Raw genomic sequence first — 6,272 nt, 5'->3', positions numbered from 1 at the left:
CTCCGAAAATCGGGAGGCACGTCAACAAGCTTGTCGTAGCGTGTGGCGACCCTGCGAAAGTGTTTGAGCTTGCAGAAGAAGCGCTCGACGAGGTTGCGCTGGCGGTAAAGGCTTGGATCGACTGATCTCTGGACCCTGCGATCGCGTTGGGTTGGAATGTGTGCGTTTCCGCCGCGCTCGCTGACCAGATCGATCAGGTGCTGCCAGTCATAACCGCGGTCGGCGACGACGATTGCGGCGGTCGGAAGGGCTCGCAGCAGGTCGGGTGCGATGGCTTTGTCGGAAGCCTGCCCTGCCGTGAGCGCGAGGCGGACTGGCAATCCCTTCTCGTCGACGACGACATGGATCTTGCTGGTCAGTCCTCCACGAGAACGGCCAATGGCGTGATCCGCCCCCCTTTTACCGCCGGCTGCATGCTGGTGGGCGCGGATGATGGAACTGTCGATCAACTGCATCGACTGCGGCGAGGCCGCCGCCAAAGCCTCGAAAACCCGCAACCAAACGCCTGCCTTGGCCCATCGATTGTAGCGATTATAGGCTGTCGTATAGGGGCCATAGCGTTCGGGCAGGTCGCGCCAAGGCGAGCCCGTTCTCAAGATGTAGAAAATCCCGTTCAGGACGCGCCGGTCGTCTGTGCGCGCAACACCACGCGGTTGTTGGGAAGCAGCGGCGCTATCAGCGCCCACTCCCGGTCCGTGAGATCGAAACGTGCCATCCAAAGCTCGTCCTCAAGGAGCTTGAAACACGAGCCAGTCTCAAATGGAATCCCATTTATGGGTACAGAACCTAGCTCCCGGGCTCATTGTCTTTGAAGCGGGCAAGCATCGATTCCAATGGTCGCAGCCCTTTGCGGCATCGACGAAGAATGGTCCCGGCAGAGCAGCGCTAGCCGTCGCCGCCATCCGGGATGCAGCCGAGCTGCCGTGCGCCGACCCTGAGCGGCATGAGGTTCATTGATGCCTCCACGCAAACTGGACGGATATGCTTTGCCTCCGCCAGGCTGCATCACCCCAAACAAGCAGAACGAAACGCCGATGTCATCGCCGCAGGACAACGACGGAACGCGGCCTGCGCCATCTGCAGCGATGCGATTGACGCACTGCCCAAAACCCTGCAGGTTCCAAACGCCCGGCGCCCCGGAAGGAAACGCATGCTTCTCAGACCAGCCTCAGTAGACGACGCAAAGCTCCTTTATGAATGGCGGAGCGACCCAACAACCCGCGCCATGTCGCGCGACACTTCCGAACTCGTGTGGGAGCACCACTTGGCGTGGGTCACCGAGCGACTGTCCCGGGCGAACCATGGACTCTACATTGCCGAGATTGACGGCGTGCCTGTCGGCACCGTCCGCATCGACCACGATGAGATTAGCTACACGGTCGCTCCAGCGCACAGGAAAAAGGGCATTGGGGAGATGATGCTACGGACAGCCAAAGACCAATTTGGCCCGCTGATCGCCAAAGTAAAGAAAAACAACATGGCTTCAGAAAAAATCGCCGAGAGGTCCGGGCATATCATAAGATATATAGATTAGATATTTTTATAAATTTTTAAATTGCTTCGATAAGAAAGACATTCTCTTTCAAAATGACCTGATGTAGAATAGATTTATCTGAAACATACCCTTTGGAAAGCGCCACATAATCATTCTTGCGGTTGAGTACATTTTCTGGTTGTTTCCAGCCATGCGCTGGAGCTTCGCGATAAGCGCGCCCTCGAAGCGACCGGACGCGTTAGAGAAGCCGATAGAAAAAGATGCCGCTCATCAGAAGACCGATGGCGACTATCAGGATCCTCAGAATGGACTTCGGGATAGCCTTGGACAGGCCGGCACCTGCGAACCCTCCAGCGATGGCGAACATCGCCATCAGCATCGCAAATCGCCAATCGATGAGATCTCCAACCGCAAAGACCATGAGAGAGGCGCATGAAAGAAAAAACGACAGGAGATTCTTGAGACCGTTCATCAGCGACAGGCTGGTCATGCCCAGAACGGTGAACAGGGCAAGAAGCACGATTCCCAGACCGCCATTGAAGTAGCCACCATAGACGGAAACCACGAAGACCCCCAATGCGGGCGGAATGCCGCCGCCTCGCATGAGCGCAACCATGCGTTCACCGAGCGCGAAGATCACCGTCGCGCAAAGCAGCAGCCCCGGGACGATCGCATTGAACATATCGGCAGGCGTTATAGTCAGCAGAAATCCGCCGACGACGCCTCCAACGATGCCCACCGCGCAAAGCCGCAGCAACATGCCTGCGTCCAGCGTCCTCAATTCCCGCCGGAACCCCATGGCACCGCCGACATAACCCGGCGTGACGGCAAAGGCGCTCGTGGCGTTCGCCATGACGGGAGGAACGCCGACCCAGACGAGCGCCGGAAAGGTCAGGAAACTACCGCCGCCCGCGACAGTGTTGAGCGCGCCGGCGGCAAAGGCCGCAACACAGAGCAGTCCCCAGTCCGCGACGGAAAGAAGCCAGGGAGTCAGCATGAGATGAAATCGCGCACCCGGGCGCGGATGAAGTCCCGATCCGAGGGGCTTTTGACCGGATTGCCTGCCCTATGCCCCCACGGCGATTCCAGAGTGGCGATCTGCACATCGCCAAGATGCGTTGCCTCGGCCCTCACGTCGGCTTCCCGGAAATAGAGGTCGGAGCCGGCGGGCAAGAGCAGGACGCGCGCGCGCACCGCCTCGATTGCTTTTCCGAGATCGCCACGATGGCGCTCGTTGGCCGCAATGTCAGCCGCCTGCCAGGTGGCGATGTGGGAAAGCAGATCGTCGGCGTGCTTTTCGGCGAAAGCTGTTTCCCAATAGCCTTTCAGAAACCCTTCCAGGCTGTCGCAACCCAGAGAGCGCCAGCATTCGCTGCGATAGAAGGCATGCGAAAGCGCCCAGCCGGCATAGAACCGGCCGAGCGCCGGCAAGGCGCGCTCCGGTGCTCGCACGAAGCGACCGGCCTCGGCGTCGTAAGCGCTGTCGGTCTGCAGCACCGCCCTGGCGCCCTCGAGGAAAACATGGTTGTGCGCAGAAGTCTTCGCGGTGGCGCAGACCGCGATGAGATGGGCAACATCGTTCGGGAAAAGCGATGCCAGATGCCAGGCGACCTGGCCGCCCATGGACCACCCCATCGCAACGGCGATGCGCCGGATGCCGAAGAACCGTTCCAGCACGTACTTCTGCGCGAGCGCGTTGTCGTAGGCGGTCACGAGAGGAAAGCGTCCGCCGGCCGCAAAGGCTGCGCTGTTGCTGGGCGAACTCGAAAGGCCGTTTCCGAACAGATTGGCGATCACGACGAAGTGGTGCATGGGGTCGAAAAGGCTTTCACGCCCCACCATCCATTCGAAATCCCGGTGAGATGCCCCGAACGAGGTCGGAATGACGACGGCATTGTCGCGGCGGGCGTTCAGATCGCCGAATGTTTTGACGACCATGACCGCGTCGTCCAGCACCGCGCCGGACTGGAGCCCGATGCGGCCGAGCGAGAGGTGAAGCGCCCCGTCCTCCCCGAGCGCCGTCGCGCCGGGGTCAGAGGATTTCACAGACATCGTCGAAATCGAAGCGCGGGTGGCGCGGGAAGAGGCGTTCGGAATCGCCATGCCCGAGGCCGCAGAGGAAATTGGTGCGGATCTCCGTTCCTTGCCAGAACGCCTGATCGACGCCGTCGTGATCGAAACCCGAGAGCGGCCCGCAGTCGAGACCGACAGCCCGCGCAGCCAGCATGAAGAACCCCGCCTGCAGCGTTCCGTTTCTGATCGCGGTCATGCGCGCGCGCTCGGCATTCTCCTTTCCCGCGAAGCGTTCCCGCACGGCAGGCCGGTGCGGAAACAGGAAATCGAAATGCTCATAGAAGGCGAGGTCGTAGCCGAGGATGGCGGTAACCGGTGCGGCGCGCACCTTTGCAAGATTGCCTTCGTCGACAAAACCCAGAAGCTTGTCCTGCGCCGGGCCGGGACGAATGAACTTGATGCGCATGGGTGAAGAGTTGGACGACGTCGGCGCCCACTTCGTCATCGACCAGATCCGATGCAGTTCGGCGTCGAGCACGGGCGTGTCCAGCCAGCCGTTCTGGCTGCGGGCATCCAGGAAGATGCGTGTCACGAGATCCTCGGCGCAGGGGCTCAGCGCTCCGAACAGTGCTGTCGCGCAACTCATGACGCCAGCGCCTCTTCCTCGGGCATGATCGCTTCGACGACGGATTTCAGCTTGGCGCGCGCCTCGGCGCCGAGCGGGCTGATCGGCGCGCGGGCCGGCCCGGCGCTGCGCCCGGCCATCGTCATAGCCTCCTTGATCACAACCGGAAAGGAGCCCAGCACCCACGCGGCGCGAAGGGGCGCCAGCAGATCGGAAATGCGTTGCGCTTCCGCAAGGTCTCCGGAGACGGCAGTCCCGTAGAGTCTGACCAGAAGGCGCGGAAAGACGTTGCAGGCCGGCGAGACCGCGCCATGTCCACCACTGAGAACCATCGAAAGCGTCAGCGTGTCACGCCCCGAGAACAGCATCGCACGACGGTTTGTCGACACCAGATATTCGATTGATTGCGTCATGTCGCCCGCCGAGTCCTTGATGCCGACGACGTTTTGCGCCGCGTCCATGACAGAGACGAGGGTCTGCGGGGCGACGTTGACGCTGGTGCGCGGCGGATTGTTGTAGAGGACCACGGGAAGCCTGGTCTCGCCTGCAAGGCCTACGAAATGCGCCGCCAGTTCCGTCTGGCTCGGTTGCGCGAAGTATGGGGTGATCAGCATCGCCATGTCGATGCCGATCTTCTCGGCGGCGGCAAGCACGCGCCGCGTCTCGGTCAGGTTCGAGCGCCCGCAGCCGGCCACGACGGGAACCCTCCCATCGACCGCCTCCACGCAGCGCTCGAGCAACGCGATATGTTCCGCCTCGTCCAGCGCGAAGAATTCTCCCTGGCTGCCGGCGACCGAGATCCCATGAACCCCACAGGACAAATACCCGTCGATCAGCACGTCCAGCCGATCGAGATCGAGCGCCTCGGTCGCGGTAAAGGGTGTCGCCAGGGCCGGCGACATGCCGTGGAAGCGTTGCAAGTTCATACGTCGGATCTCCAGGAATTGTGTCTAGTGCACGCCCATGAGCGCGCTGAGCTGCGTCACGTACTGGCCGAAGCGCGGATCCTCCCGCGTTGCCTTCGGATCACGTGGCCTCGGCAGGTCGATGCGAACGTCGCTGACCACCCGCGACGGTCGATCCGACATCACGAGCACCCGGTCCGACAGGAAGATCGCCTCCGAGATGCTGTGCGTGATCAGGACAACCGTCTTCCTGATCTTCTGCCACAGGCGCAGCAGCTCGACATTGAGCTGGTCGCGCGTCAGCGCGTCGAGAGCCCCGAAGGGTTCGTCGAGCAACAGCACCTTGGGCTGCGCGATCAGCGTCTGGCCGAGCGCGGCCCGTTGCTTCATGCCACCCGAGATCTGGTGCGGGTATTTTTCGCGGAACCCTTCGAGCTTCAGAACCGGAAGAATCTCCTCGACACGCCTGGTGATCTCGGCGCGGGCGACGCCGCGAACCTCGCAATTGAGCCTGATGTTCTTTTCGACCGTCAGCCAAGGCAGCATGTTGTGGGTCTGGAAAACGACGCCGACCTGGTCGCTTTGCCCGCCGAACGGCTCGCCGAGCAGGCGCAGCTCAGCACCCGCGTCGGGCTCGACGAGACCGGCGATGATCCTGAGGATCGTGCTCTTGCCGCAACCGCTCGGACCGAGGGTCGAGACGAACTCGGCCTCCCCGATGGTGCAGTTGATGTCGTCGAGAACCTTCAGCGCCCCGAAGGTCTTCGACAGACCGCGGATGCTGATGGCCCCGGCGGATGCTTGCGCATCCGCCGGATCGGCTTGGCTCGTCACTTTGATGCTCCAACCCAGCCATTGTGAGAGACGTCAAAGATGATCCCATTCGGATCGCGGAACTTCATCTCGTAGTAGAGCGAGTCCTTGGAGAGCGGCAGTTCCTTGAAGAAGGTGCCGCCATTCTTCTTGATGAGATCGCTCTGCTCGTCCAGGTCTTCGACCCAGAAGCCGATATGGTTGATCGCGATATCGTCCTTGTCGCGGCCGGCCCATTCGTCGGCCTTGTATTCGAGCAGTGCGAGTGTGACCGTGCCGTCGGACACATAGGTGCCGGAGGCGAGCGGCGAATCCGTCTGGCCGACGATCTCCATGCCAAGCGCGTCCACGTAGAATTGTGCGGCTTTGGCGTGTTCCTTAACTTGGATGGCGACGTGCCGTAGCTTTGCCATTGAGGTTC

The 6,272-nt window shown here is 61.5% G+C and carries 8 protein-coding genes; 1 reads left to right on the top strand and 7 read right to left on the bottom strand.

Features of this window, described 5'->3' with window-relative positions; genetic code table 11:
* Nucleotides 1-715, bottom strand: a protein-coding gene (locus NA2_RS14870) for an IS5 family transposase (protein ID WP_420798705.1) whose coding sequence is annotated in 2 segments (ribosomal slippage) — nucleotides 1-652 and nucleotides 652-715 — 716 coding nt annotated over the 2 segments. Because the reading frame shifts where the segments join, the coding sequence is not laid out codon by codon here. This gene is flagged as partial in the annotation.
* A 435-nt stretch (nucleotides 716-1,150) separates the two neighbouring features.
* Between NA2_RS14870 and NA2_RS14865 the strand changes: the two genes are divergently transcribed.
* Nucleotides 1,151-1,534, top strand: a complete 384-nt coding sequence (locus NA2_RS14865) for a GNAT family N-acetyltransferase (RefSeq protein ID WP_008597811.1) — start codon at nucleotides 1,151-1,153, stop codon at nucleotides 1,532-1,534.
* A 199-nt stretch (nucleotides 1,535-1,733) separates the two neighbouring features.
* Here the strand turns inward: NA2_RS14865 and NA2_RS14860 are convergent, their stop codons facing one another.
* The 6 genes from NA2_RS14860 to NA2_RS14835 are packed head-to-tail and all read right to left on the bottom strand — an operon-like array spanning nucleotide 1,734 to nucleotide 6,264.
* Complete coding sequence (locus NA2_RS14860; RefSeq protein WP_008597810.1) at nucleotides 1,734-2,492, bottom strand: sulfite exporter TauE/SafE family protein; 759 nt, start codon at nucleotides 2,490-2,492, stop codon at nucleotides 1,734-1,736.
* On the bottom strand, nucleotides 2,486-3,541 hold the full coding sequence (locus tag NA2_RS14855) for an alpha/beta fold hydrolase (protein ID WP_051011657.1): 1,056 nt from the start codon (nucleotides 3,539-3,541) through the stop codon (nucleotides 2,486-2,488). Before NA2_RS14855 ends, NA2_RS14860 begins: the two co-directional genes overlap by 7 nt.
* Nucleotides 3,528-4,154, bottom strand: coding sequence for a malonic semialdehyde reductase (locus NA2_RS14850; protein WP_008597808.1), 627 nt, complete (start codon nucleotides 4,152-4,154; stop codon nucleotides 3,528-3,530). The genes NA2_RS14855 and NA2_RS14850 overlap by 14 nt, the downstream gene beginning before the upstream one ends.
* Nucleotides 4,151-5,059, bottom strand: coding sequence for a 4-hydroxy-tetrahydrodipicolinate synthase (gene dapA / locus NA2_RS14845; RefSeq protein WP_008597807.1), 909 nt, complete (start codon nucleotides 5,057-5,059; stop codon nucleotides 4,151-4,153). The genes NA2_RS14850 and dapA overlap by 4 nt, the downstream gene beginning before the upstream one ends.
* A 24-nt stretch (nucleotides 5,060-5,083) precedes the next feature.
* Nucleotides 5,084-5,872: an ABC transporter ATP-binding protein gene (locus tag NA2_RS14840; protein ID WP_008597806.1), complete on the bottom strand. Its 789-nt coding sequence runs from the start codon at nucleotides 5,870-5,872 to the stop codon at nucleotides 5,084-5,086.
* On the bottom strand, nucleotides 5,869-6,264 hold the full coding sequence (locus tag NA2_RS14835) for a VOC family protein (protein WP_008597805.1): 396 nt from the start codon (nucleotides 6,262-6,264) through the stop codon (nucleotides 5,869-5,871). Before NA2_RS14835 ends, NA2_RS14840 begins: the two co-directional genes overlap by 4 nt.
* Nucleotides 6,265-6,272: the final 8 nt, after the last annotated feature.

The organism is Nitratireductor pacificus pht-3B, assembly GCF_000300335.1.
Taxonomy (GTDB): domain Bacteria; phylum Pseudomonadota; class Alphaproteobacteria; order Rhizobiales; family Rhizobiaceae; genus Nitratireductor; species Nitratireductor pacificus.
This window is presented reverse-complemented; position numbering and strand designations above follow the sequence as displayed.